This is a genomic window from Flavobacterium sp. 1355 (assembly GCF_017833415.1).
Classification (GTDB): Bacteria; Bacteroidota; Bacteroidia; order Flavobacteriales; family Flavobacteriaceae; genus Flavobacterium.
In genome coordinates this window covers 147,641-171,489 of sequence record NZ_JAFICC010000001.1, presented here as the reverse complement: position 1 = coordinate 171,489, position 23,849 = coordinate 147,641, and the positions used below count along the sequence as shown (strand labels likewise).

Annotated in this window: 21 protein-coding genes; 6 read left to right on the top strand and 15 right to left on the bottom strand. The window is 34.2% G+C overall.

Going from position 1 to position 23,849, the window contains the following annotated elements:
• The first annotated feature begins 33 nt into the window (after positions 1-33).
• Entirely contained in the window at positions 34-1,452 is a 1,419-nt protein-coding gene (locus JOD96_RS00765) for a PLP-dependent aminotransferase family protein (RefSeq protein ID WP_209562356.1), read from the top strand.
• 80 nt (positions 1,453-1,532) lie between these two features.
• On the opposite strand, the gene JOD96_RS00760 is transcribed toward JOD96_RS00765, so the two are convergent.
• The 5 genes from JOD96_RS00760 to JOD96_RS00740 form a co-directional block, all read right to left on the bottom strand.
• Positions 1,533-2,480, bottom strand: a complete 948-nt coding sequence (locus JOD96_RS00760; RefSeq protein WP_209562355.1) for a bestrophin family protein — start codon at positions 2,478-2,480, stop codon at positions 1,533-1,535.
• A 45-nt stretch (positions 2,481-2,525) separates the two neighbouring features.
• The gene (locus JOD96_RS00755; RefSeq protein ID WP_209562354.1) at positions 2,526-3,248 is read right to left on the bottom strand and encodes a hypothetical protein; all 723 of its coding nucleotides are present in this window, start codon (positions 3,246-3,248) and stop codon (positions 2,526-2,528) included.
• 77 nt (positions 3,249-3,325) lie between these two features.
• Complete coding sequence (locus JOD96_RS00750) at positions 3,326-4,726, bottom strand: sensor histidine kinase (RefSeq protein ID WP_209562353.1); 1,401 nt, start codon at positions 4,724-4,726, stop codon at positions 3,326-3,328.
• A gap of 1 nt (position 4,727) precedes the next feature.
• Positions 4,728-5,402, bottom strand: coding sequence for a response regulator transcription factor (locus JOD96_RS00745; RefSeq protein WP_209562352.1), 675 nt, complete (start codon positions 5,400-5,402; stop codon positions 4,728-4,730).
• 153 nt (positions 5,403-5,555) lie between these two features.
• Positions 5,556-6,833, bottom strand: coding sequence for a BamA/TamA family outer membrane protein (locus JOD96_RS00740; RefSeq protein ID WP_209562351.1), 1,278 nt, complete (start codon positions 6,831-6,833; stop codon positions 5,556-5,558).
• A 179-nt stretch (positions 6,834-7,012) separates the two neighbouring features.
• On the opposite strand from JOD96_RS00740, the gene JOD96_RS00735 reads away from it, so the two are divergent.
• Both JOD96_RS00735 and JOD96_RS00730 read left to right on the top strand, forming a co-directional pair.
• Positions 7,013-7,591, top strand: coding sequence for a pentapeptide repeat-containing protein (locus JOD96_RS00735; RefSeq protein ID WP_209562350.1), 579 nt, complete (start codon positions 7,013-7,015; stop codon positions 7,589-7,591).
• A gap of 111 nt (positions 7,592-7,702) precedes the next feature.
• Positions 7,703-8,185: a hypothetical protein gene (locus tag JOD96_RS00730; RefSeq protein WP_209562349.1), complete on the top strand. Its 483-nt coding sequence runs from the start codon at positions 7,703-7,705 to the stop codon at positions 8,183-8,185.
• 112 nt (positions 8,186-8,297) lie between these two features.
• On the opposite strand, the gene JOD96_RS00725 is transcribed toward JOD96_RS00730, so the two are convergent.
• The 4 genes from JOD96_RS00725 to glyA all read right to left on the bottom strand — a co-directional run bounded on the left by JOD96_RS00725 (position 8,298) and on the right by glyA (position 12,109).
• Positions 8,298-8,795, bottom strand: a complete 498-nt coding sequence (locus JOD96_RS00725) for a GNAT family N-acetyltransferase (RefSeq protein WP_209562348.1) — start codon at positions 8,793-8,795, stop codon at positions 8,298-8,300.
• A gap of 26 nt (positions 8,796-8,821) precedes the next feature.
• Positions 8,822-9,862 carry a GMP reductase gene (locus tag JOD96_RS00720; protein WP_209562347.1) on the bottom strand — a complete coding sequence of 347 codons (1,041 nt, stop codon included), beginning with the start codon at positions 9,860-9,862 and terminating at the stop codon, positions 8,822-8,824.
• 231 nt (positions 9,863-10,093) lie between these two features.
• A complete protein-coding gene (locus JOD96_RS00715; RefSeq protein ID WP_209562346.1) occupies positions 10,094-10,687 on the bottom strand; it encodes a tRNA-(ms[2]io[6]A)-hydroxylase in 594 nt (197 codons plus the stop codon).
• A gap of 147 nt (positions 10,688-10,834) precedes the next feature.
• Entirely contained in the window at positions 10,835-12,109 is a 1,275-nt protein-coding gene (glyA, locus tag JOD96_RS00710; protein ID WP_209562345.1) for a serine hydroxymethyltransferase, read from the bottom strand.
• 109 nt (positions 12,110-12,218) lie between these two features.
• Here glyA and fahA point away from each other — a divergent pair, with 109 nt between their 5' ends.
• Entirely contained in the window at positions 12,219-13,502 is a 1,284-nt protein-coding gene (gene fahA / locus JOD96_RS00705; RefSeq protein ID WP_209562344.1) for a fumarylacetoacetase, read from the top strand.
• Between the two features lie 186 nt (positions 13,503-13,688).
• Here the strand turns inward: fahA and JOD96_RS00700 are convergent, their stop codons facing one another.
• Positions 13,689-14,729 (bottom strand): agmatine/peptidylarginine deiminase, encoded by a 1,041-nt coding sequence (locus tag JOD96_RS00700; protein WP_209562343.1) that lies wholly within the window; start codon positions 14,727-14,729, stop codon positions 13,689-13,691.
• A 181-nt stretch (positions 14,730-14,910) separates the two neighbouring features.
• Between JOD96_RS00700 and JOD96_RS00695 the strand changes: the two genes are divergently transcribed.
• Complete coding sequence (locus tag JOD96_RS00695; protein WP_209562342.1) at positions 14,911-16,431, top strand: choice-of-anchor I family protein; 1,521 nt, start codon at positions 14,911-14,913, stop codon at positions 16,429-16,431.
• Positions 16,432-16,656: 225 nt separating this feature from the next.
• Entirely contained in the window at positions 16,657-17,916 is a 1,260-nt protein-coding gene (locus tag JOD96_RS00690; protein WP_209562341.1) for an OmpA family protein, read from the top strand.
• Between the two features lie 74 nt (positions 17,917-17,990).
• On the opposite strand, the gene JOD96_RS00685 is transcribed toward JOD96_RS00690, so the two are convergent.
• The 5 genes from JOD96_RS00685 to clpB form a co-directional block, all read right to left on the bottom strand.
• On the bottom strand, positions 17,991-18,881 hold the full coding sequence (locus JOD96_RS00685; protein ID WP_209562340.1) for a carbon-nitrogen hydrolase: 891 nt from the start codon (positions 18,879-18,881) through the stop codon (positions 17,991-17,993).
• 440 nt (positions 18,882-19,321) lie between these two features.
• The gene (locus tag JOD96_RS00680) at positions 19,322-19,741 is read right to left on the bottom strand and encodes a hypothetical protein (protein WP_209562339.1); all 420 of its coding nucleotides are present in this window, start codon (positions 19,739-19,741) and stop codon (positions 19,322-19,324) included.
• A gap of 157 nt (positions 19,742-19,898) precedes the next feature.
• Positions 19,899-20,771, bottom strand: a complete 873-nt coding sequence (locus JOD96_RS00675; RefSeq protein ID WP_209562338.1) for a DUF808 domain-containing protein — start codon at positions 20,769-20,771, stop codon at positions 19,899-19,901.
• Between the two features lie 159 nt (positions 20,772-20,930).
• Positions 20,931-21,053 carry a hypothetical protein gene (locus JOD96_RS22515; protein ID WP_262509799.1) on the bottom strand — a complete coding sequence of 41 codons (123 nt, stop codon included), beginning with the start codon at positions 21,051-21,053 and terminating at the stop codon, positions 20,931-20,933.
• A gap of 174 nt (positions 21,054-21,227) precedes the next feature.
• Entirely contained in the window at positions 21,228-23,828 is a 2,601-nt protein-coding gene (gene clpB, locus JOD96_RS00670; protein ID WP_209562337.1) for an ATP-dependent chaperone ClpB, read from the bottom strand.
• Positions 23,829-23,849: the final 21 nt, after the last annotated feature.

Here is a 23,849-nt window from a genome sequence, read left to right as displayed (position 1 = left end):
TTTTTGTAAATTGCACCATAACAGTTTTTTTTTATGGGAAGTTCAAATTACTTATATCTTCAGTTTGCCGACAGGATCGAGAAACAAATAAAATCGGGCGTTTTGAGCGTTGGTGACAAATTACCATCTATTCGCGAAGTTTGTGCCGAAACAGGTTACAGCATGAGTACGGTGAGTAAGGCCTATTACGAAATCGAAAGCCGCTCTCTCATCGAATCAAGACCACAGTCGGGTTATTATGTGAGTAATACTTCTGCCAGAATTATTACAGAACCAAGCCCGAGCAGTCCGGTTTTAAAGTGTCTGAATGTTGACCGGGAAGATTTGATTGACCAGGTTTATGGAAATATGACCGACAAAAATATTACAATGCTTTCTTTGGGTTTTCCATCTAATGAGCTTCTGCCTATAGCGAAATTAAATAAAGGGATGATTCAGGCAATGCGGTCACTGCCCAACAGCGGGACGAGTTATGAGCAAGTACAGGGAAATCCGAATTTGAGACGGGAAATTGCCCGCTGGTCTTTTACCTGGGGAGGATCTTTGACCGAGGAGGATATTATTACAACTCCTGGCTGTACCAGTGCAATCTCAAATTGTTTAATGACGTTAACAAAACCCGGAGACACTATTATTATAGAAAGTCCGGCTTATTTTGGTCTATTGCAATTAGCAAAATCTTTGGGGTTGTATGTTATGGAAATGCCAACAAACATGACAACAGGGATAGAAATAGAAGCGCTGAAAAAAGCACTTTCTTCTAAAAAGGTAAAAGCTTGTGTACTGATGAGTAATTTTAGCAATCCGTCTGGGAGTATGATGCCTGTTGAGCATAAAAAAGAAGTGGTCCGGTTGATGGAGTTTTACAATGTTCCGCTTATAGAAGATGATATTCACGGTGATTTATACTTTGGCTCCAGCCGTCCAACAAACTGTAAAACTTATGATGAAAGCGGCATTGTGCTTTGCTGCAGTTCTGTATCAAAAACACTGGCTCCAGGGTATCGTGTAGGATGGGTTTCGCCAGGGAAGTTTAAAAAAGAAATTCTACGGAATAAAATTTTCCACACGCTTTCTCCTGCTACCATTACGCATGAGGTTATTGGCGATTTTCTTAAAAACGGACGCTATGAAAATCATCTTAGAAAAATCCGTCAGATATTAAATCATAATTGCAATAATTATATCAATACCGTTCTGGAATCTTTTCCGAAAGGAACAAAAGTAAGTCAGCCACAAGGCGGTTTTTTTCTTTGGATCGAGTTAGATAAAAAAATTGACACAGCAGATTTTTATCATCTGGCCATGAAACACAATATTAGCATTGCGCCCGGGAGGATTTTTTCTTTTCAGGATCAGTTTTCAAATTGTATGCGGCTGAGTTTTGGTCTTCCGTGGACAAATGAATTACGGCAATCAATCCAGACGTTAGGCAAATTGCTCAGTATATAAATAAAATAACCAGACAGCAAAAACAATAAACAGTGCTGTCTGGTTAACAATCTAACAATTAAGTGACCAAAAAAAAATAATCATAAAACGAAATAAGCGTCGTTTTCCGCTTTTTTAGGCTGTTCTTTAAAATCAAATTCATTTAGAATATCAAAATCACTTTGATACTCATTCAGCATTTGCTTAATATTTTTTTCTATTGTATTTGCAATTGTTGTTACAGGTGTATCTGTTGGCCTGTTCTCAAACGGATCCTGCAGATGAATCGCCATTCTTTCTATTAAAAAGAAAGCTGCGGCAATTGCTGTAATCAACGGAATGGCAAACCAGCTCAATACACTCGTAAGCCCGAATGGCAATAACAGAATAAAAAGACAGAGTGTCAATCTTATGTACATGCTGTATGTGGTTGGAAAAATGGTGTTTTTGATTCTTTCGCATTTACCCATTTCATCACACAATCTTGACAATGTATTGTCGATTTCTACTTGCTGATACATATTGATACGCTTATCATTTTTTGCATTTCTAAGATCCCTGGCGTGAAGCATCAAAATAGCATTTGGCACATTCTGATGGTTCTTTATGTATTTAATTTCTTCTTCACTAACCAAACCTTTTAGCGGTTTTATAGCATCTTTTCCACGTAGTGATTGACCTAAACTATAACACCATGCAATTTGTCTTTTGGCAAAATTTTCTTTGAATTCGTTTGCTTCAACAGAAAAATCGGGATCTTTATAAAATGTCAAAACCTGGCGTATTAAGGTTCTGGAATCGTTTACCACTGCACCCCACACAATTCTGGCTTCCCACCATCTGTCATAAGCCTGATTGGATTTAAAAGCCAACAGCAGCGAAATAATGGTTCCAATCATGGTTGGAATAGCTATCGGAATATCTACGGGAAGATTGATGAAATAATAATGAAAAATTTCAAACAATATAGTGTACGCCAATACCAGAGCAATTTCTACTTTAATTTTCCCGAGAACGTACTTCATTGGAATTCTTTTCTTTAATAACATATTTTCGGTTTTAAATTAAACTTATATTTTCTTTGATAAATCAGCTTATGCCAACTCTTCGTAGAGCGATAATACCGGAAGACCCAATCTATCGTTAATGTTTTCTTTTTTTGTTTTTTTGAATTTTATTTTTTCGCCCTTGCGTGTTTCTACCAGTAAATCGATATCATATTTTGAAATCGCTTCAGATAAGTAAGGTGTCATATCCTCTTGACTGTCATTTGTTTTGGCTGTCTGGCTGACAATTTCATAAGAGAAATTAGCACTCAAAAACTGCTGAACATCTTTTACATGCAGATTTGCATTTGTATTTTCGATATAAAGGGCTTTATAAAAATTATCCTTATTAAGTTCTGTACCTAAATGCAATATTGGGCATTTTTGGTTTCCGGCCAGTTTTACCAAATAGTTGTGAATGCGTTTTGTTTCTTGTTTATAAGAATTGGTCAGAATAACCAATTTGACATTAAAAGCATCTATAATACCTTTGAAGATTGGAGATGAAAGTCCGTATTGATTATGAACTTTTAATTTGCAGTTAGGTGTTTTTTCAATAATGTATCGGCAGGTTTCAAGAACTTCTTCCTGGCTTGCAGAAATACCTGTTCTCATTTCGCGCAAAAATTGTGATGATGAAAAAGAATCCGGAGTTTCAGAAACCATCATTAAAACAATTTGAAAATCGCTGTTTTTACCTTGAACGATAGCTGATTTTACAGCGCTGATCGTATCTTGTTTTAAGGTAGTAGGTATTAGGAAATTTTTCATATGTATAATCGTTTAGTTTATACATACAAAATAACTCCCTGAAAATTAGAAGGGTCTTAATATAAAATTAGATTTTTCTAAGATTCAACATTAGATTTTTTAATGTTGCTCTTTTTAATATCTTTCTTAAAGATTATAGTTACAATAGTTCCTTTATTTTGTTCCGATTGTACTTGTATTTCACCATTATGCATTCGGATAATTTTAGAAGCCAACGGAAGACCTAATCCGTAGCCTATATATTTGGCAGCAATTTTTCCCCTAAAGAAAGGTTCATACAAATGAGGAATATCTTCAGGAGGAATTCCGATTCCGATATCATTTATAGAAATTTTTATCGCTTCATTATTGGCAAAAAGCACAACGAATACTTCATTATTATCCGAGTATTTTACTCCGTTTGTAATAATATTATTTATCGCTAATTCTAAAAGGGGCCTGTTACACGGAATTAGCAGTAAACTAGAATCGTTTGGTGCAAAATTAAGTTTGATGCTTACACGGTTATCCGGATAGATTTTATCCAGGTCCGATTTTACATCCAATAACAACTCATCAATTCGGGCGATATCCAAAACCTGCTTATTGCCATCATAACCCGTTTGTGTAAGTTTAAGTAAACTCTCGGTCAGATTGCCTAATCTTGAAGCCTGGCTGTAAATATTTTGCAGGGATTCTACATATTCGGCAACTTCACGCTCCTTAAGAAGCATGATTTCGGCCTCGGCTATAATAGTTGTAATCGGAGTTTTTAATTCGTGAGAGGCATTGTTAATGAAGTTGGCCTGAATCTCAAAAGACGTTTCAAGACGGTCCAGCATATCATTAAACGTTTTGGTCAAATCTGAAATTTCATCTGAATTTTTTACTTCGGGCAATCTGTTATGTAGGTTTGAAGCACTAATCCTGTTTACTTCTTTGGTAATTCTGGATACAGGATTTATAACACGTTTTGCCAGAAAACGTCCTAAAAAGAAAGCCAGAAGAATAAATCCGATACCGCCAAAAAATAAAATTTTTATTATATATATTGTTGTTGTTTTTCCTCTTTTGTCTCTTGCACCAACAATTACAATATATTTTTGATTGCTTTCTGTAAAAACCTGCCCTAAATAATACTTACTGTTAACCTCAAAATAGTCTTTTCCGGTTTGCAGGATATTAGAATAAAACTCATTCGGAAGATTTAGTTTGGTATTATAATCAAAACTATTGGCACTATTTATTTTTAGAACATATTCTTCTTCCTCAATAAGTTCTTCCAGTCCGTTTTTTTTCAGGTTGCTGTAGTATTTTATTTTTTCGGGATCATTTTGAAAATGTACAGAAGCAACAATTTTTGCCCTGTCCTCAAGTCTTTTTAAGAAATGATAACGGTTGTTTTCTCTAAATAAAACAAATACTATTATACTGAGCAGCAAAGTACTAAAAGTGGAAAGTGCTACATAAGTAAAAGTGATTTTTTTTCTAATGTCCATTTTAGGCTTGTATTACATATCCTAAACCTTTCATGGTCTGGATAAGTTTGGTCTTGAAAGGCTTATCTATTTTTTTTCTCAAATAATTGATGTAAACATCGACAACATTGGTATTCATATCAAAATTAATATCCCAGACATTATCTAAAATCTGGTCACGGGATACAATTCTGCCAGTGTTTTTGGCTAAATAATAAAGTAACTTAAATTCTTTGGCTGTTAAAATAATTGGTTCGCCATCTCGTTTAACCGTTTTAGCTTTCCCATTTATCTCCAAATCACTAATTATTATGGTATCTATTTTTTCTGTTTCCTGGTGCGCTCTTCTGTTTAGCGCATTTACTCTTGCGTCAAGTTCGCCAAACTTAAAAGGTTTTACCAGATAATCATCAGCACCGGCATTTAAACCGGTTACAATATTTTCTGAAGTTCCCAAAGCTGTTAAAAGTAATATAGGAACAAAGTTTTTACCGGCGCGCAATCTTCTGCAAATTTCAATTCCGTTTATATCCGGCAACATAACATCCAAAATTACAACATCAAAAGTATAGCTGTTAATCATCTCCAAAGCAGTTGTACCATCTAGCGCAACACTAACTTCGTTGTTGTTTTCTGCAAATCCTTTACGTAAAATAGAGAGTAAATTTGGCTCGTCTTCGACTATAAGTAACTTCATTTAATAGTGGTATTATTAACAAAAATAAGAATTGAGATTAAAATAGAAACCACAATAAATTATAATTATGAATTAATTATGAAGAAATCAATTTTGAAGTGGTAAAAATGAAGTTCTCGTTATTAATAGGTAGAATAACAGCGAAGTTCTATTTTAAAAAGTTTCACCAGCATTTAAATAAAAGCCTTTAGAACTATTTCCCCAGGCCTGATCAACGATCAAATTGGTTCGGGTTGCCTTATCTATTAAAATTCTCAAACCCAGACCTGCGGCAGGCTGAACGGAATGAAAGAGTTTTGTATTGGTATCCGGATTACTTGCTGTTACAAAATTCGTAAATACAACTCCGCTGAACATTTGATTACAGGTAATTGGAAAACGAAGTTCAGATGCGAGATAAACCAAATTTGTTCCCCTAAAAAGACCTTGTGTATACCCTTCTCCACTGCGGCTGCGCTGATCCCAGCCAATAGCCGGTAAATTTAAATAGGGTACTTTACCATTTGTCACAAATTGTCCATAAGCCCAAAGTGCTAAAATATAACGGTCGTTTTTTTGTGAAACCGGAATGAAATTGCGATATTCTGCATAAAGAATATTACTATTATCCTGATTTTTAAAAAATACAGGATTAAAACGATAATTTAAATTTGCAAACCAGCCACGACTTGCATTAACTTGATTGTCCCTTGAGTCGTAAACTAAATTAAGGCTCACACCGGTCAAAAAATACTCCAGATTATCAAATTCATATTTTTGGCTATAGTCGTAATGATAAGTAGTTATTCCGTTTGCCAAATCCAGTTTTTTATCTACTATATTCGCGTACCAATCGATGTTGATTCCACCACCAACATAAAAATTCTTTTTTACTTCAAAAGAAGCTGTCTGGTGAAATTTAAAATAATTATAATCCATTGGTTGTGCAAGTGAATCAATGCTAAATCCTTTCGGTTTGTCTCTGGCTGGAGGAATAATATTGGTGCCTAAACCATAATTAGGCTGTGAAAATATATATATCCGATAATCCCCACTTAAGAATATCTTATTGTTTTTTAATAAAATATTGTTTTTGACATTTACCAGCCATTGCTTTTTTGTGGTGTAGGTTATTCCAAGATTTGCGATCGAATACTTATCTGCTTTTTCTTTTCCCTTAAAAGTATATTGAGCAACTGCTCCATAGAAAAACCCTGTGGCAGGTTGAGAACCAATTGCCGGAATAACAAGGAAAAAACTATTCTTTTGTGGTTTTAAACTCAAAAGTGAGTCTTTGTCTTTTTTTGTAAAAAGTTCCAGGATTGTTTTTGGCGGACAAGGTTCCGCTTTTTCAATATTGTTCTGCGCTATACTATTAAATGAAATAAAAAAAACTAACCCTGAGATTTTAAAGAAATATTTTAAGAAATTATTTTTTAAAAACTTTACCATTTTAAACTAGTTACTTTTTTAATAATAACAAACCTTACAGTAAATATAATCCTTATTATCAACACTTTAAAAAATAAAATAAATATTTTATAAAAGGAAAAAATAAATATTCTGCATATTTCAAAAACTATCTCACGTTAATTATTATCTTTTCAGTCTGAAATAACGATTAAAAAGCAGTGAAAAAAGAATCTGAATATTTTCTTGATAAAGAATATAATACCATCGTTTATGGTAGAGATGATCTTAATTTTAAAGATTTTGAATGCTGTACATTTAATAATTGTAATTTCTCGGCCTGCACATTTTTGGCTCTTACCTTTATCGATTGTGTTTTTAATGATTGTGTTTTTAATGAAGCAAAAATCAATTATGTAGCGTTTAGAAGTGTAACTTTTTACAGATGTGAAATCAAAGAAGTAAATTTTGCGATGTGCGATAAATTAATCTTTGAAGTTCATTTTTATGATTGTATTCTTGATTTTTCTAAGTTTTATACCCTTAAAATAAAAGGAACAACCTTTAACAGCTGCAGTCTTATTGCTGTAGATTTCATGGCCACAGACCTAACAGGCGTACTCTTTGATAACTGCGATTTATATCGCTCTGAATTTGACAAAGCGATTGCCAATAAGGCAGATTTTAAAACGAGTTATAACTATACTATTGATCCATCAAAAACTAAACTTAAGAAAGCTGTTTTTGCTTTGAAAGAAGTGAAAGGATTACTATTTAAGCACGGTATCATTGTGAGCTGAAAAAATCTTATTTTATCATTTTTTTAGCTTTTAATTCAAAGTAATATTAATTACCAGCGATATTTTTGTAAAACTTATAAAAACCTCAATCAAATACTAATAAAAAAAGTAATGAAAAATAATTTTAAATTTACAATAGCAGATTTTCCGAATGATAATTTCGAATTTGAAAATAATGTGTTTTCAGGAAAAGCAACATTAAAACAAAACGGAAACACTGTTGAGCAAAGTACCGAAAAAGGAAAACCATTTTTAATAAAAAAGGCTAATGGCGATATAGTAAAAGCTTTTCCTAAAACTAATTTTCCAGATATTTCTTTACAAGCTTTGAATATTGATGGAAAAAAACATCCTATGGCAAGTAAATTAAAATGGTATGAGTATGTAATTGGAGGATTACCGATCCTAATAATATTTAGTGGAGGTGCAATTGGAGGTGCAATTGGAGGTGCGTCAACAGTTATTAATTATACTATCTTTAGAAGTAATACTTCAACTACTAACAAATACATGAAAGTATTAGGAATAAACGCATTATGCTTTGTGTTTTTCTTTTTCCTTGCTGGTTTAATGTATAAGCTATTGCAGTCATAAATTATATATAAAAGAGATCTCGGGATTGAAATTCTGGAGATCTCATTTTTTTGATTCATTTGGACTCTGCATAATAATCAACAAAGAAACTACGGATAAGTAAAAATTTGCTCTAAATAGCTTTTACCATCACATAATCTTCCATCAAATATCCATTTCCAATTTCGATATTCACTTCTTCAAGAATTTCAAAACCTATTTTTTTATAAAAACCCAAAGCTGAATTAAAACGGTTTACGTTTAATGAAAGTGTATTTGAATTGTTGTCTAAAGCTAATTTTTCTATTTCATCAATAACCATTTTTCCAATTCCTTTTCCTTGGGTTTCCGGCAAAAGATATATTTTATGAATTTTCGTAATGGCTTCATTTTTATAATGATGCTCAATTCCGATAAATCCAATTGTAGATTCTGAATCTGAAATTAAATAAAACAATTGTTCATTTTTCTGAAATTGAGCTGTCAGTGCTTCATCAGAATAAATTAAATCAAGCATGTACACCAGCTGCTCTTCCGATAAGATTTTACCATACGTTACCGGCCATGTTTTATACGTTATTTCCTGAATAGTTTTAATATCGTTTATTGTTGCTTTTGAGATTGTAATCATAATATATGCTGAAAGATGCTTTTTATTTATTTGGTAAAAATCTGATTTTCCTGTTCGCTTACGCGGATGAAAGTTGTTCGCTTGGTTAGTTCTTTTAATCTCGAAGCACCAACATAAGTACAGGTACTTCGCAAACCTCCTAAAATATCCAAAACAGTGTTGATAACATTTCCCCTAAAAGGAACTTTAACTGTTTTTCCTTCGCTTGCTCTGTATTCTGCTACTCCGCCAACATGTTTATTCATTGCGGTTGTCGAACTCATTCCGTAAAATTGTTTAAATTTTTCTCCGTTTACTTCAATTAACTCCCCGCCACTTTCTGTATGCCCGGCCAGCATTCCTCCTAACATTACAAAATCTGAACCTGCACCAAAAGCTTTTGCGACATCGCCCGGGGTACTGCAGCCCCCATCGCTAATAATGTGCCCGCCCAAACCGTGTGCAGCATCGGCACATTCTATAATTGCTGAAAGCTGCGGATAGCCCACTCCTGTTTTTACGCGTGTTGTACAGACTGATCCGGGACCAATTCCCACTTTTACAATATCGGCTCCAGCCAAAAGTAATTCTTCGACCATTTCGCCTGTTACTACATTTCCAGCAATAATTACTTTGTCAGAGTATTTTTTTCGGGTTTGTTTCAAAAACTGAACAAAATGTTCTGAATAGCCATTGGCAACATCGATGCAAATGAATTTTAGCAAAGGATTTTCGGTAATAATTCGACCTATTTTTTCAAAATCTTCCTTTCCGATTCCTGTGCTAATGGCGATATAATTGTAGAAATCCGGAGTAACTTTCGATAAAAAAGTTTTCCATTCTTCTGGTGAGTAATGTTTGTGAATAGCTGTAAAGAGTTTTTCCTTGGCTAAAACTTCTGCCATTTCAAAAGTACCAACTGTATCCATATTTGCAGCCATAATCGGAACTCCTGTCCAATTTGTGGAGCTGTGCAAAAATTTAAAATTTCGTTCTAATGAAACTTCCGACCGGCTTTTTAGCGTTGATCTTTTTGGGCGAATCATTACATCTTTAAATCCTAATTTAAGATCAGTTTCTATTCTCATGGCTTTGAATTTTTCGTTACTTTCAAATATAGGGATTTTAGAATTCAGATTTTAGATTGCGTAAACTTTGTGTTGAATTTTTAGCACGCGGATGACACGGATTCGCTATGCGAAAACGCAGATTTTACGCGGATTTTTCTATTCTGCAGAGATTCACAAAGATTACACGGAGGTTCACAAAGTTTACTTCAATTTTGGAATTTGGAATTTTTAAATTTGAATTTAAATCCCTTATCCATGAATCGTTTCGCCTTTTCCGTAGTTGGTTATAATTGATTCTTCGAATGCCAGCCATTCTCTCCAGCGTTTTTCTACATCTATGCCTACTCCGTATTTTCTGGCGTATGTGATGAAGGTTGTGTAATGTCCGGCTTCGCTTTCCATTAATTCTCTGTAGAAAGTCGCTAATTCTTCATCCTGAATATTTTCAGATAAAACTTTGAAACGTTCACAGCTTCTGGCTTCGATCATTGCCGAAAAAAGTAATCTTTCTACAAGACCTGAAACACGGCTTCCGTCACCGCTTTTCTTCATGTATTGATACAACTCATTAACATAATCGTCTTTGCGTTCACGTCCTAATTTTAATCCTCTTTTGATGATAATATTATGAACCTGCTCAAAGTGATCGATTTCTTCTTTGGCCAAAGCCAATAAGTCTTTTACCAAATCCTGATGTTCAGAGTTATTGGTAATAATGGTTATTGCATTTGTTGCTGCTTTTTGCTCGCACCACGCGTGATCAGTCAGGATCTCTTCAATATTTTTCTCTACTATATTGACCCATCTTGGGTCTGTTGGCAATTGTAATCTTAATACGCCCATAATCTTCTTGTTTATTTTGTTTCAGGTTTTCTTTGTTTCAGGTTCTTTTAGGAACGAAAAAAGTTTAAAGTTTTGTTTACGTTTTTTTACGCGTCACAAAACTTTAAACTTGAAACCTGAAACAATTAAGTTTCAAATTTTATTTTTTTAGTATACGAAAATTGGTCTTTCGCTCATCATTTCGTTTACTTCGTTTGCTACTTCTTCGATAACGGCTTCGTTTGTGTGGTCAGCCAATACTCTGTCGATTAAAGCTACGATAGTTTCCATATCTTCTTCAACTAAACCACGAGTTGTGATTGCAGCTGTTCCTACACGAATTCCAGACGTAATAAATGGTGATTTATCATCAAAAGGAACCATGTTTTTATTTACTGTGATTTCTGCTTTTACTAATGCATTTTCAGCTTCTTTACCAGAAATATTTTTATTTCTTAAGTCAATAAGCATCATATGGTTATCTGTTCCGCCAGAAATAATTTTGTATCCTCTTTTTACAAAAGCATCAGCCATAGCATTTGCATTTTTTTGCAATTGCATTGCATATGTAAAGAATTCATCTTGTAAAGCTTCACCGAAAGCAACTGCTTTAGCAGCAATAATGTGCATTAATGGTCCACCTTGATTTCCAGGGAAAACAGCAAGATCCAATAAAGATGACATCATTCTGATTTCTCCTTTTGGAGTTTTTAAACCTTGTGGGTTTTCAAAATCTTTCCCCATTAAAATCAAGCCTCCGCGTGGTCCTCTCAATGTTTTGTGAGTTGTTGTAGAAACGATATGACAATGTGGAATTGGATCGTTCATTAATCCTTTTGCAATAAGACCTGCAGGGTGAGAAATATCAGCAAATAAGATTGCTCCAACGCTGTCTGCAATTTGTCTGAAACGGGCAAAATCCATATCACGAGAATAAGCCGAAGCTCCTGCAATGATTAATTTTGGCTGCTCTTTTGTTGCAATTTCCTGAATTTTATCATAATCTAAACGACCGGTCTCAGCATCTACACCGTAAAAAACCGGACGGTATAAACGACCAGAAAAGTTTACAGGAGAACCGTGAGTTAAGTGACCTCCGTGAGACAAATCAAAACCTAAAATAGTATCACCAGGATTTAAACATGCATGATAAACTGCCGTGTTTGCCTGAGACCCAGAGTGAGGCTGTACGTTTGCATATTCAGCACCAAACAATTCTTTGGCTCTGTCAATTGCAATTTGCTCAATAACGTCAACTACTTCGCAACCGCCGTAGTATCTTTTGCCAGGATATCCTTCAGCATATTTATTAGTTAAAACAGAACCTGCTGCTTCCATTACTTCATCACTTACAAAGTTTTCTGAAGCAATAAGTTCTAATCCGTGAATTTGTCTGTCTTGTTCCTCTAGTATAAGGTTAAAAATTTGTTCGTCGCGTTGCATTTTTTCGTTTTTCGTTAATTTCCTGCAAAAATACAAAAAAACGTTTGTCATACAGTTAGATTATGATATATTTGACAAGTAATTTTTCAACAAATAATTAACATTCAACATGCCAATAACCGCCAACGATACCAAAAGAAAATCATGGTTAGAAGTACCAGAAAATAGTGACTTCCCTATTCAAAATATTCCTTTCGGTGTATTTCTTACCAAAGAAAATGTCGTTACTGTAGGAACAAGAATTGGCGATTACGCTATAGATTTAGGGGCTTTACAACAATTAAACTATTTTTCAGGAATAGAATTGACTGATGATATGTTTATGCAGGATACGCTTAATGATTTTATTTCTGACGGAAAAAAGACATGGCGTTTAGTACGAAATCGTATTGCCGATATTTTTGATGCAGAAAATCCGCAACTTAGAGATTCAACAAAAGACAGAGATATTGTTATTTTTAAAATCGATGAAGTAGAAATGCAATTACCAGTTCTAATTGGTGATTATACTGATTTCTATTCCAGTAAAGAGCATGCTACCAATGTTGGTAAAATGTTTCGTGATCCTGAAAATGCTTTGTTGCCAAACTGGTTACACATTCCGGTAGGATATCATGGCAGAAGCTCAACTATCGTTCCGTCTGGAATTCCTGTTCACAGGCCAATGGGACAAACTTTGCCTGCAGGTGAAAAATATCCTGTTTTTGGTCCTTCCCGTTTAGTTGATTTTGAACTTGAAACAGCGTTTATTACTACTGATGTAAATATAATGGGTGAAAATATCCCAACTTATGAAGCTGAAGATTATATTTTCGGAATGGTTTTATTGAATGACTGGAGCGCACGCGATATTCAAAAATGGGAATACGTGCCTCTTGGACCATTTTTAGCTAAAAACTTTGCAACGTCAATTTCTCCGTGGATTGTGACTATGGATGCTTTGGAGCCTTTTAGAACTAAAGGTCCGAAACAGGATCCGTCGCCGCTTCCTTATTTACAGACTAAAGGAAAAAAAGCTTTTGACATTCATTTAGAAGTTTCTATACAACCTGAAAATCAGGAAGAAACTGTTGTTTCTCAATCAAACTTTAAATATTTATACTGGTCTATGGCGCAGCAATTAGCACATCATACCTCTAACGGGTGTCGTGTAAATTCTGGCGATATGATGGGTTCGGGAACAATTTCTGGTCCGACTCCTGATAGTTTTGGTTCTATGTTAGAATTAACCTGGGGCGGAAAAAATCCGATAAAATTAAAAGATGGAAGCGAACGTAAATTCATAGAAGATAATGATACGGTAATCATAAGAGGCTTCTGCGAAAATGCCGAAGTTCGACTTGGTTTTGGTGAGGTTTCAAGCCAGCTTTTACCACCATTTATCAGACAATGAAGAGAAGATAAAATACATTAATTTGTTAATTATAGATAAAATAAAAAAAGCTTGTTAGTTAGTTCTGACAAGCTTTTTTTATATTTAAATCTCGCAAAGTCGCACAGGCGAAAAGTCTAAAATAAGAAAACTTAAAAATGAAAAACTTGCGACTTTGCGGCTTTGCGAGATTATTTTTCACGCAAACTAAGCCGGAATCTGCTGGCTCAAACAATGCAATGTTCCAAATCCCCAGATAAAATCAATACAGCTGATTCCGATTACTTCTCTGTCAGGAAAACATTCTGAAAGTATATTTAAAGCTACGCGATCATTGCTGTCATTAAACGTTGGCACTAAAACACAATTATTCAGGATTAAGAAATTAGCATAACTTGCCGGTAATCTTAAGTCTTCAAAATCTACACGTTTTGGCATTGGCAACGCTACAATTGTTGGCGATTTTCCGTCTTCTAATTTTGCGTTTTGCAGACGTTTCAAATTGTCCTGCAAAGGTTTGTAGTTGGCGTCGTTTTTATCTGTTTCTACAATAGTTACAATGGTGTCTTCATTTACAAATCGGCATAAATCATCAATATGTCCGTGTGTATCATCACCTTCTATTCCGTCGCCAAGCCAGATCACATTCGTTACTCCCAGATATTCCTTAAAAACAGCTTCGTAATCTTCTTTGGTGAAATTTTTATTACGAACCTGAATTGTTGGATGCATTAAACATTCTTCAGAGGTCAATAAAGTTCCTTTTCCGTTTACATCAATTGCACCACCTTCAACAATTACAGGTTTTCCCTTGTACATAACCTGAGTTAAAGGCACATCAATAAAATCTGCTACTTTACCTGGCACGAATTTATCTAACTGATAGTTTTTATATTTTGCCCAACCGTTAAAATTAAAGTTTAATGCTTCTCTTTTTGAACCATTTTTTACAATAATTGGCCCTGAGTCACGCATCCAGCTTCTGTTTGTTTTATGAATTATAAAAGAAACATTTGCAATGTTTACTTTTGCTCTTTCTAACATTTCGGTAACTTTTTCTTTCAGTTTTTCATCGGCTACGACCAAAAATACCATTTCAAAAGTGGCTACTTTTTTAATAAATTCTACAAAAGCCCATTGAACAGCATCATATTTTCCAGGCCAATCATTGCCATTATGCGGAAAACACAAAACTATTCCCTGTTGTTTTTCCCATTCTGCCGGGAATCTTCTATTATTTGCTGACATAAAGATGTTTCTAAATTTTGAAAGGGTACAAAGATAAGCATTCATAAGGATAATAAAAACAACACAATGAAATCATACAATTTGAAAACAGAAAGAAAATTAAGTTAAAGATTAAATAATAAGAACTTAATATTGGAGCAAGTTCTGCTATCTAAATTTGGCAAAACTAAAAAATCAAAAAATGAAAAAAGTAACCATCTCGTTATTAGCCGCTTTATTAATCATGGCAAGTTGTAATAACGATGACAACTCTAATAACGAAGAACCTGAAGTTGTTGTAAATGAGAACCCGGCAACCTTTAAAGAAATCGGAAGCATCACTATTGGTGGTGAAGCTGCCGCTGAAATTTCTGCCTATTGTGAAAAAACCAAAAGACTTTTTACTGTAAACAATAGCGGAACAAATCAAATTGATGTTATTGATTTATCTGATCCTTCAAAACCAATCAAAATTGGAAAAATTGATTTAACTCCTTATGAAGGTGCTTCAAATAGCGTTTCTGTATTTGATGGAAAACTGGCTATTGCCTTAGAATCTACAGTCAACAAACAAGGGAATGGAAAAGTTGTTGTTTTTAATACCGTAGATTATAGTTTAATTAAACAAATTACAGTTGGTGCTCTTCCGGATATGATTACTTTTTCTCCAGACGGAAAATTTATCATGACGGCTAATGAGGGTGAGCCAAATACAGATTATTCGCAGGATCCAAATGGAACAATTTCTATTATTGACACTAATACTTATGAAGTTACAACATTAGATTTCAGTTCATTCAGCAATCAGGCTGCAGCTTTAGCAAAAGACGGATTCAGAGTTTCAAAATTTGCTAAAAGTTTTGCACAGGATATTGAACCAGAATACATAACCATTTCTGATGACTCTAAAACTGCCTGGGTAACTTTGCAGGAAAACAATGGAGTAGCAAAAGTCGATTTAACTTCAAAAACTATTACAGCAATTTATCCTTTAGGCTTTAAAGATTTTAATACGGCCGATAATGCAATTGATGTTAGCGATAAAGACGATAAAATTGCTTTTAATCCATGGAAGATAAAAGGGATGTTTATGCCGGATGCTATCAGTCATTTTTCTGCAAATAATGTTCCGTATTTTGTGACAGCAAATGAAGGAGATGCAAGAGAATACACTGCAAACACCGATATTAAGAGAATGAAAGACATGACATTAGATGCAACTGTTTTTCCGGATGCTGCTACTTTAAAATTAGAACCTAATTTAGGAAGGCTGAATCTTATTGCCAATATGGGCGATACTGACGGAGATGGAGATCTGGATGAAATGGTAAGTTTTGGAGCTCGTTCTTTTTCTATCTGGAACGGAAATACAGGTAAAATTGTATATGACAGTAAAAATGATGTTGACAAAAAAACGAATGAATTAGGAAGTTACGACGATAAAAGAAGCGATGATAAAGGTTCTGAGCCTGAAGCAGTAGTTGTTGCAAAAATAGGTAATCAGAATATATTATTTGTAGGTTTGGAAAGATCTGATGCTTTTATGACTTATGATGTTACTAATCCTGCTGCACCGCAATATTTAAATACAGTAAAAACTGGTGATGCTCCAGAAGGCATTCTTTTTATTCCGGCTTCAAAAAGTCCAACAAAAAGAAGTTTGGTTGTTGTTAGCAGCGAGGGCGACGGTACAATCAAAATCTACCAGCCGAATTTAAAGTAATTTCTTTCAATTCAAAAATACAAAAGGGACAAATTATTGAATTTGTCCCTTTTATTTTATCCTATTTATGTTTAATTTAACAATTACGCATTGTTTCCATGAATTTAATGGAAATTATATAAAGGATTGCAAAAAGTAATGGAACAAAATTTCTTCCTGCGTGTTATAAGTTTGTGATGAGCTCAGCAAAAAGCTCAACAAAATTCAAATTAAATTTAAAATAACATGAAAAAGAAATTAGCTTCATTATCATTTTTAGTACTTGCATTTGCAGCAAGCGGACAAAACATGACAACAACATCAGTTCAGCCTTCAATCGACAAATTAGCTTATAACAAATGGTCTATAGAATTAAATGGAGGAGTAAATAAACCTACCAGAGCCATGACAGCTGGTTATGCTACTGAAACCTTTAATTTTTTTCATGCTGATTTAGGCGTAAGATATATGTTCAATCCAAAGTTTGGTGTAAAATTAGATATTGGTTATGATCAGTTTAAAGAACGTAATGATACTCCCGATTTTGAAAGCAGGTACGTAAGAACAAGTTTGCAAGGTGTTGTAAATATTGGCCGTGCCCTGAACTTTGAAACCTGGACAAATACGATTGGTATTTTGGCACATGGAGGTTTTGGTGTTTCACAGATTAGTACTGAAACTGGTTTTGGTGGTCAGGATTATATGGGGCATGGAATTCTTGGGTTAACAGGACAAATAAAATTAAGTAACAGAATTGCATTAACGGGTGACCTTACCGGAATTGTTAATGGGAAACAAAACTGGAACTTTGACGGAATGGGAAATACAACTACCGGTTCTTTTGATGGTATTTTACTTAACGCCTCTGTTGGTTTAACTTTTTACTTAGGTAAAAATGAAAAACATGCTGACTGGGTAGGAGAAGAAGACAGAATTGATGAGCTAGAACAAAGAGTTGCAACAATTGAGACTGGAATCTTAGATACTGATAAAGATGGTGTAGCAGATTTATATGATCTGGAACCAAATACTATTGCCGGAGTTGCTGTAAATACAAAAGGTCAATCTATTGACACTAATCAAAATGGTGTTCCGGATGAATTAGAGAGCTATCTAGAAAAAACTTATGGGCAAAATGGTAAAGGTGCTACAAATAGTACAGTTGAGGAATTAATTAATGGTGGATATGTAAATGTTTATTTTGATTTTAATTCATCTAAACCAACAAATGCTTCCTTATCCGGTGTTGACTTTTTGGTGAAATACTTAAAAAACAATCCTGGTAAAAATGCAGACATCATTGGATATTCTGATGAAATCGGAGGTACTAATTATAACAGTGAATTATCAAGAAAAAGAGCTGAAGCTGTTAAAAAAGTAGCTGTAAATGCGGGAATTGATGCTTCAAGATTAAATGTAATTGCTAACGGCGAAGATAATTCTGTGAATAAAAATTCTAAAGAAGCACGTCAAATCGTGAGAAGAGTTACTTTTCAGGTTAAGTAATTTCAGACCTTTTATAAAACTAAAAGAGGACAAAATCTACATTTTGTCCTCTTTTTTATTTTAATGTAAATTGATTATTTATCAACTACTCTTTTTGTAATATCTCCAAAAGCATCAATTCTTCTGTCTCTGAAAAATGGCCAATTCTGACGAACGTTTTCCTGAAGATCCAAATCTACTTCAGCAATCAATATTTCTTCCTGATCGTGTGAAGCTTGTGCTAAAATTTCGCCTTGAGGCCCTGCAATAAAAGATGCTCCCCAAAATTGAATTCCATCAGTTCCGTCAATGTATTGTTCCAAACCAATTCTGTTTGCTGCTGCAACAAAAACACCGTTTGCAACTGCATGTCCCTTCATAACATTCATCCATGCACCATATTGGTTTTCTCCGTATTGTTCTTTTTCTTTTGGATGCCACCCGATTGCTGTTGGGTAAAACAATACTTCTGCACCTTTAAGAGCAGTAATTCTTGCTGCTTCCGGATACCATTGATCCCAACAAATTAATGTCCCAACAGTTCCTTTTTTTGTTTCAATGGCCTGAAATCCTAAGTCACCTGGTGTAAAGTAGAATTTTTCATAGAAATGAGGATCGTCCGGAATATGCATTTTACGGTATAAACCAGCTTCTGTTCCGTCTGTATCAATAATATAAGCACTGTTATGGTATACTCCTGCCATTCTTTTTTCAAAGAAAGGAACAATAATAACAACTCCTAATTCTTTTGCCAGTTCACTAAAAGCGATAAAAGATGTACCGTATAATGGTTCTGCTAATGCAAAATTATCTACATCTTCGCTTTGGCAAAAATAATGGCTGCTATATAATTCAGGTAGTAAAATAACTTCTGCGCCTTTATTGGCTGCATCTCTTACCCAGCTGATACATTTTTTTAAATTATTTTCGGCTACGTCGTTAAGATTTAACTGAACAACGGCTATTTTATATTTTCTCTTCGCCATGACATAAAATTTAGAGTGCAAAAATAGTAATTTTTAAGGGAATGACAAAGGGAGGTTATTAAGGTTCTTATAAAACTAAAAGCCCTGGCATAGCCCCGATAGCTGTGAAAATCCATTTATGGTGGTGTTCACCATAAAAGATTGAAACAAATAGCTTTCTGAAAACTAATATTGTGCTTCATACAAAGAAAAACACCAGCCTTTGAGACTGGTGTTTCAAAAAAAAAAAATTAATGAAGCGGTTTAATTGAAGACATTATTAAGCCGTTCAATTATAAAGAGTGTAAGAAAGCAATAAGGTTGCTTTGATAATTGAAAAATTTTCGAAATAAAAAACAACAACTTACATATCAGATTATTAACAAAAGAAAATCCTAAACAAAAAAAGCTGCAAGAATTTAATTCTTGCAGCTTTTTTACTTTCCTGACCTGTTAAAAAATTAATTATTTGAAATAACTACTGTTGTAACGAGAAACTCTGTGTCTGATTTTGCAAATCTTAAATAATAAGTTCCCGGTGCATTTGGGCTCATTAATTTATATACTGTTCTTTTTATTTCAGGAACATTTGTGCTACAAGTAGGAGGATATTTTACTTCAACCTGATACCCTTCTACTTTATCAAAACTTACATCTGTCATTTGATGAAATTGTCCACAACCATTTTCTACCTGAAAAGCTACTGAATAGCTTAGCTCCTGATTAGTTTTTCCAGTCGTAGGCCCTACTACTTCTGTTACGTAAGCACTTTTGTAGATAGAATCATCTTTTGGAGTATTATCATCGTCACTACTGCATGAAGTTAATACAGTAAAAATGAATAGTATAACTGCGATGGATTGAAATTTAAAATTTTTCATAGGATAATTATTTGTTCTTATTTTATACATAGATACTAATAAGTTATTATGGTTGCTTTTAAAAGTTGTTAAACTTTTAAATTAAAAATATAAAACATAAGTAAACCAATAACTTAGATCAAAATCTGTTTTTTTTATCATCAATAATATTGCCAATTTATTTTTTGATAATTTTCTTAAATAGATTTACTATCACTAAAACAATAAATCCTAATATAATACCAACAACAAATTCTTTTATAATTGATGGAATATTTATTTTAGGCACTAAGTGATGAAAAAATGGAATATAATGCACAAAGATACCTCCAGCAACGAGAATTAAAGCAATTGTACCTATTACGGTCAAGCCTTTTATAACAAAAGGAAGGGCTTTTACAAGTATATTACCGATAAATTTTGATATACTTTTTTCTCTTTTGCTAAATTTAATAAGTTTATATCCTGCTTCGTCCATTCTCACAATCAGGGCTACTATACCATAAACTCCAATAGTTGCAATTAATGCAATTATTGAGGTCACCATTATTTGCTGAGTAAGCGGCTCATCGATTACTGTACCTAAGGCAATAATTACAATTTCTACAGATAAAATAAAATCGGTTATTATTGCAGATTTTACTTTTCCTTTTTCTACTTCGAGAATTTGTTCTTCGGTAAGTACTTCATCTGTAATTCCTTCTGATTCATGTTCGTGAGGAACAAAATATTCATAGATTTTTTCAGCACCTTCATAAGCTAAAAACAAACCTCCAAGCACTAAAATTACAATAATAGCAACAGGTAGAAAAGCACTCAATAAGAATGCGATTGGCAGAATAATGATCTTATTTAGCAATGATCCTTTGCTAATAGCCCACAAAACAGGAAGTTCTCTTGAAGAAGCAAATCCCGATGCTTTTTCGGCATTTACAGCTAAATCATCGCCTAAAATTCCGGCTGTTTTTTTTGCAGCAATTTTACTCATTACTGCCACATCATCCATAATTGCTGCTATATCATCTAATAGCACAAAGAAACCTGAAGCCATTTACCTTATTTTTAAATACGCCTAAACACTTGGTAATAAGTACCATTTATTTTCTGCGTATAATTATTAATTTTGATGCGAAGCTAATACATTTTGGTCAAATTCTTTCTAAAAAATAATCCCAAAATTGAATACTTTACTGCTTCTAAATCTTTTATTTTAGTGACTGCACTGACCTAATAGTACCCAGATAATTATAAATACTAAAATAGTTCCGAAGCATCCTCCGCCTAATTTTTTGGCTCCATAGCCAGCTATTAATCCTCTAAAAATGTTGTTCATGATGTTTTTGTTTTATGTTTACGTAAATTTCACAACTTCAAACAAAATATCAGTTATAATAATTTTACAAAAAGTTTCATGATTCACTGATTTAAACTTTATAAATAAAAAAAACACCAGTCTTGCGACTGATGTTTTCTCAATTAATAATTAATCAACTAAACAAATAAATTATTAATCTTTATGTGTTTGATTTCTAAAGACTAAATTTCCATCAAAAGCATCAATAAGAATGATGCTGTCTGTTGTAATATTGTTTGCCAAAATCTCTTTTGACAATTGATTCAATACCTCTCTCTGGATAACACGTTTTACTGGTCTTGCTCCAAACTGACTATCATATCCTTTTTCAGAAAGGTAGGCAATCGCTTCTGGTGTTGCATCCATCGTAATGCCTTGCAAAGCCAGCATTTTGGTAACACTTTTAAGCTGTAAGCTGACAATTCTTGAAATATTTTCGACCGTAAGCGGGGTAAACAATACGATCTCATCTATACGGTTAATAAATTCGGGACGAACTGTTTGTTTCAGTAAACCTAAAACTTCGACTTTTGCAGCCTCGGTTGCAGCTTCAATGCTTCCTTTGAGATTATCGAATTTTTCCTGTATAATATGACTTCCCATGTTGGATGTCATAATTATAATTGTGTTTTTAAAATCGGCTAAACGCCCTTTGTTATCTGTCAATCGGCCTTCATCTAAAACCTGCAATAAAATATTGAACGTATCCGGATGCGCTTTTTCAATCTCATCTAATAAAATAACTGAGTAAGGTTTTCTGCGCACCGCTTCTGTCAATTGTCCTCCCTCATCATAACCAACATATCCCGGAGGCGCACCAACCAAACGGCTCACACTGTGGCGTTCCTGATACTCACTCATGTCGATACGGGTCATGGCATTTTCATCATCAAAAAGATATTCTGCCAGCGCTTTTGCTAATTCTGTTTTACCAACTCCTGTTGTTCCTAAAAATAAAAATGTCCCAACAGGCTTCTTCATATCCTGCAAACCTGCACGGCTTCTGCGAACAGCATCACTTACAGCTTCGATAGCCTCTTCCTGCCCTACTACACGTTTGTGCAGTTCGTCTTCAAGATGTAAAAGCTTTTCTCTTTCTGTCTGAAGCATTTTCATTACCGGAATCCCTGTCCATTTTGCTACAACTTCAGCAATATCTTCACGGGTAACTTCCTCTTTAATTAAGGAATTTCCAGATTGATATTCCTGCAATTGCTTCAACAGAATATCCAGACGCTCTTGCGCTTCTTTGATTTTTCCGTAACGAATTTCGGCTACTTTTCCATAGTCACCGTCACGTTCTGCACGCTCGGCCTCGTGTTTAAAATCTTCAATTTCTAACTTTACAGCCTGGACACCATCTACAACATCTTTTTCTGTTTTCCATTTTGTGAAGATTTCATTTCGTTCCTCTTTTAGATTAGCCAGATCCATTCTCAGGATTTTAAGCTTATTCTCCTCTTTTTCGCGTTTAATGGCTTCGATCTCAATTTCCAACTGCATGATTTTACGATCCAAAACATCTAATTCTTCTGGTTTTGAATTGATTTCCATACGTAATTTAGAAGCCGCTTCGTCCATTAAATCAATGGCTTTATCTGGTAAAAAACGATTTGTAATATAGCGTTGAGAAAGTTCTACAGCAGCAATAATTGCCTCATCTTTAATCTGAACTTTATGATGTGTTTCATATTTTTCCTTAATACCACGCAAAATCGAAATGGCACTTTCTGTATCCGGTTCATCGATTAAAACCTTTTGAAAGCGTCTTTCCAGTGCTTTATCTTTCTCAAAATATTTTTGATATTCGTCTAATGTTGTTGCTCCAATTGCTCTCAATTCTCCACGAGCCAAAGCTGGTTTTAAGATATTGGCAGCATCCATAGCGCCTTCACCTCCACCTGCACCAACAAGTGTATGAATTTCATCAATAAACAAAACAATATCTCCTTCGGCTGCAGTAACCTCTTTTACCACAGATTTTAATCTTTCCTCAAATTCTCCTTTGTATTTTGCACCGGCAATTAATGCTCCCATATCCAAAGAGAAAACGATTTTATCCTTAAGGTTTTCAGGTACATCTCCATCTACGATTCTGTGCGCTAAACCTTCGGCAATAGCCGTTTTACCAACTCCTGGCTCACCAACAAGCATCGGATTATTTTTTGTTCTTCGAGTCAGGATTTGTAATACACGACGAATTTCTTCGTCACGACCAATCACAGGATCCAATTTACCGGTACGCGCTAATTCGTTCAGGTTTTTAGCGTATTTATTTAATGCATTATACGTTTCTTCTGCTGAAGCCGAAGTTACCCTTTCTCCTTTTCTGAGTTCTTCGATAGTAGCTTTTAATGCTTTTCCGGTAACACCCTGATCTTTTAAGATTTGTGCGACTCTGCTTTTTGAATCAAAAATGGCCAAAATCAGATGTTCGATCGAAACATATTCGTCGTTCATTTTTTGGGCAATAATCTCTGCTTCGTTCAACGCTTTATTTGCATCTCTCGAAAGCAAAATTTCACCTCCAGATACCTTTGGAAAGCTTTGAATCGTTGAATCTAATATTTGTAAAAACAAAGGCACATTTACATTCAGTTTTTTTAAGATGAAAGGTGCTACGTTTTCATCAACCTCAAAAATTGCTTTAAAAATGTGTTCGTTTTCTATTTGTTGTTGGCCATATCGCTGAGCCAGCTGTTGTGATAGCTGAATGGCTTCCTGAGATTTAGTTGTAAATTTATTAATATTCATATCTGCAAGATTTGGTTTGTT

Bases quoted from the DNA above. Each gene is read 5' to 3' on its own strand.
- JOD96_RS00675 (WP_209562338.1), bottom strand. From the start codon at position 20,771: ATGGCTTCAGGTTTCTTTGTGCTATTAGATGATATAGCAGCAATTATG.
- clpB (WP_209562337.1), bottom strand. From the start codon at position 23,828: ATGAATATTAATAAATTTACAACTAAATCTCAGGAAGCCATTCAGCTA.
- JOD96_RS00680 (WP_209562339.1), bottom strand. From the start codon at position 19,741: ATGAAAAATTTTAAATTTCAATCCATCGCAGTTATACTATTCATTTTT.
- glyA (WP_209562345.1), bottom strand. From the start codon at position 12,109: ATGCAACGCGACGAACAAATTTTTAACCTTATACTAGAGGAACAAGAC.
- JOD96_RS00715 (WP_209562346.1), bottom strand. From the start codon at position 10,687: ATGGGCGTATTAAGATTACAATTGCCAACAGACCCAAGATGGGTCAAT.
- JOD96_RS00730 (WP_209562349.1), top strand. From the start codon at position 7,703: ATGAAAAATAATTTTAAATTTACAATAGCAGATTTTCCGAATGATAAT.
- JOD96_RS22515 (WP_262509799.1), bottom strand. From the start codon at position 21,053: ATGAACAACATTTTTAGAGGATTAATAGCTGGCTATGGAGCCAAAAAA.
- JOD96_RS00755 (WP_209562354.1), bottom strand. From the start codon at position 3,248: ATGAAAAATTTCCTAATACCTACTACCTTAAAACAAGATACGATCAGC.
- JOD96_RS00765 (WP_209562356.1), top strand. From the start codon at position 34: ATGGGAAGTTCAAATTACTTATATCTTCAGTTTGCCGACAGGATCGAG.
- fahA (WP_209562344.1), top strand. From the start codon at position 12,219: ATGCCAATAACCGCCAACGATACCAAAAGAAAATCATGGTTAGAAGTA.
- JOD96_RS00745 (WP_209562352.1), bottom strand. From the start codon at position 5,402: ATGAAGTTACTTATAGTCGAAGACGAGCCAAATTTACTCTCTATTTTA.
- JOD96_RS00750 (WP_209562353.1), bottom strand. From the start codon at position 4,726: ATGGACATTAGAAAAAAAATCACTTTTACTTATGTAGCACTTTCCACT.
- JOD96_RS00690 (WP_209562341.1), top strand. From the start codon at position 16,657: ATGAAAAAGAAATTAGCTTCATTATCATTTTTAGTACTTGCATTTGCA.
- JOD96_RS00725 (WP_209562348.1), bottom strand. From the start codon at position 8,795: ATGATTACAATCTCAAAAGCAACAATAAACGATATTAAAACTATTCAG.
- JOD96_RS00740 (WP_209562351.1), bottom strand. From the start codon at position 6,833: ATGGTAAAGTTTTTAAAAAATAATTTCTTAAAATATTTCTTTAAAATC.
- JOD96_RS00685 (WP_209562340.1), bottom strand. From the start codon at position 18,881: ATGGCGAAGAGAAAATATAAAATAGCCGTTGTTCAGTTAAATCTTAAC.
- JOD96_RS00760 (WP_209562355.1), bottom strand. From the start codon at position 2,480: ATGTTATTAAAGAAAAGAATTCCAATGAAGTACGTTCTCGGGAAAATT.
- JOD96_RS00700 (WP_209562343.1), bottom strand. From the start codon at position 14,729: ATGTCAGCAAATAATAGAAGATTCCCGGCAGAATGGGAAAAACAACAG.
- JOD96_RS00720 (WP_209562347.1), bottom strand. From the start codon at position 9,862: ATGAGAATAGAAACTGATCTTAAATTAGGATTTAAAGATGTAATGATT.
- JOD96_RS00695 (WP_209562342.1), top strand. From the start codon at position 14,911: ATGAAAAAAGTAACCATCTCGTTATTAGCCGCTTTATTAATCATGGCA.